Source organism: Candidatus Binataceae bacterium, assembly GCA_035500095.1.
Taxonomy (GTDB): Bacteria; Desulfobacterota; Binatia; order Binatales; family Binataceae; genus JAKAVN01.
In genome coordinates this window covers 1-2,005 of the sequence record DATJXN010000130.1, presented here as the reverse complement: position 1 = coordinate 2,005, position 2,005 = coordinate 1, and the positions used below count along the sequence as shown (strand labels likewise).

Below are 2,005 nucleotides of genomic sequence, written 5' to 3'. Positions count from 1 at the left end.
TGCGCGCAGCACGGCCCGCGCTACAAGCCACGAGTCGTAGCGCGCACGCATCGCGAACCCGCGCGTCGGCAAGCGCGCATTGTCGGCCGTCAACAGAAAGCTGACCGCAGGACGCGTGCAGCGCGTCAGACGCGGGCGTCGATGACACGCTGCGAAACTCGGGTTCCAGACGAAACCGGGATAACCAGGAAGGAAGCCTACCAGTAGCGGACGCGGCCCACGTCCGTGTGCACGAAGTCGGACGCCGGATAGTAGCCCACGCCGCCGCCGCGCAGCGCGAGCGCCGCCCGATGCAACTGATCGAGCGTGCGTCCGGGCACGCGCCAGTCGAGCGCCAGCCCGTCCATGTGCAGGCTGTGATGCGCGACGCCGTCGCTCCGCGCCGCAAGCATCGCGTTGGTTTGCGGCGTTCGGTAGCCGGAGATGATTTCCACCTCGGCGTCGGTGCTGAGTTTGTAGCGAATTGCGGTCACGAGGTCGAGCAGCGCGGTGCTCATCGGTTTGACCACGTTCTGCCGGTAGTCGCGCAGGATGTAGTTGATTTCGGCGAGCGCTTGCGGGATGTACCGCCCCTTCTCGTAATAAACGATATCGAGGTTCTCGCCGGTGTGAAGGTTATAGAACTTGAGCCGGCGCGGCGTCGACGGCGCGGTCAGCATCGCGAGCGCGGTGCTCGCGGGCGCAAGCGCCGCCGATGCGGCCGCGGCTCCGGCCATCACGGCGAGGTTGCCGAGAAAGCGCCGGCGGTCAGTCGAAACTTCTGGCGAAACTTCGGGCGATACCTTTGGGCCGATCGAGGAATCGGAACGCGCGCTGCCCGACTCGGTGCCGCCAGTCATGCCACTAATCAAGCCTGTTGGTCTGATCGGTCCCATTACTTATCGCGTCCCCAGTGGCGGCCGTTCGGTGTTCGCGTCTCCGGATTGTTGCCGGATGCCTTGCGAGCCGCCTTGCGTGCGAGTCCATTCTCCGCGTTCACGCGGTTGGAGTCAGCCGAACCATCGGGTAACTTTACACTCTCCATGGACGCCGCACCATAGCGTCCGAATCCGCTCCACCACCGATGAAACTACCTCCGCCCAAGCCGATAAAGCCAATAAATCCGGGCCGCGCGCGGACTCGGCCATTGGCCGGGCTTTCGCGCAAAGTCGGTCGCGGCCAGTTCGCGAGGGCGCTTGGGGCGGGCGCCACGATGCGCGAGTTTTTCGCCGCGCTGCCCGAGACGCTCGCCGCCGCCGACCTCGGCGAGCTGGCGCGGCGAATCGCATCGGCGCGCCGCGCGGGGCGGACTTTTCTGATGCTGACGGGGGCGCATCCGCTCAAGGTCGGCCTGAGCCCGCTCATCTGCGGGATGCTGCGCGACGGCGTGCTGAGCGCGATCGCGACCAACGGCGCCGCGATCATCCACGACTTCGAGCTCGCGTTTGCCGGACGCACGTCGGAAGAGGTCGGCGCCGGGCTCGCCGACGGCAGCTTCGGGATGGCCGAGGAGACCGGCGCGTTCCTGAATCGCGCGGCGCGTCTGGCTGCGGATGAGGGCAGGGGGCTCGGCGAAACGATCGGCCGCGAGATCGTCCGCGCGCGGCTGCCGTATCGGGACGCCAGTATCTTCGCCGCCGCCTACCGCGCAGGAGTACCGGCGACCGTGCATGTCGCCGTCGGCGCCGACATCGTCCACATGCATCCGGCGGCCGACGGCGCCGCGATCGGCAAGGCCACGATGGCCGACTTCCATCGGCTCGCCGCGGTGGTCGCGACGCTGGGGCGCGGCGTGGTGCTCAACCTGGGCTCGGCGGTCGTGATGCCGGAGGTGTTTCTGAAGGCGCTCAATCTCGCACGCAACCTGGGCCGGCGGGTCGAGGGGTTCTGCGCTGCCGACATGGATTTCATCCGCCAGTACCGTGCGCGTATCAACGTGGTCGAGCGGCCGACCGCGGGCGGCAGAGGCGGACGCGGAATCGCGCTGACCGGCCATCATGAGATCATGTTTCCGCTCCTCGTCGCG

The 2,005-nt window shown here is 67.6% G+C and carries 2 protein-coding genes; one reads left to right on the top strand and one right to left on the bottom strand.

What is annotated here, in order from left to right; all coding sequences use genetic code 11:
- Positions 1 to 197 precede the first annotated feature (197 nt).
- Positions 198 to 839: a DUF882 domain-containing protein gene (locus VMI09_13920; GenBank protein HTQ25787.1), complete on the bottom strand. Its 642-nt coding sequence runs from the start codon at positions 837 to 839 to the stop codon at positions 198 to 200.
- Positions 840 to 1,192: 353 nt separating this feature from the next.
- Between VMI09_13920 and VMI09_13915 the strand changes: the two genes are divergently transcribed.
- The coding region (locus tag VMI09_13915; protein ID HTQ25786.1) for a hypothetical protein at positions 1,193 to 2,005 on the top strand (813 nt) is incomplete at its 3' end.

What these genes read in the sequence shown, in the direction of transcription:
- VMI09_13920 (HTQ25787.1), bottom strand. Translation starts at nt 839, where the DNA reads ATGACTGGCGGCACCGAGTCGGGCAGCGCGCGTTCCGATTCCTCGATC.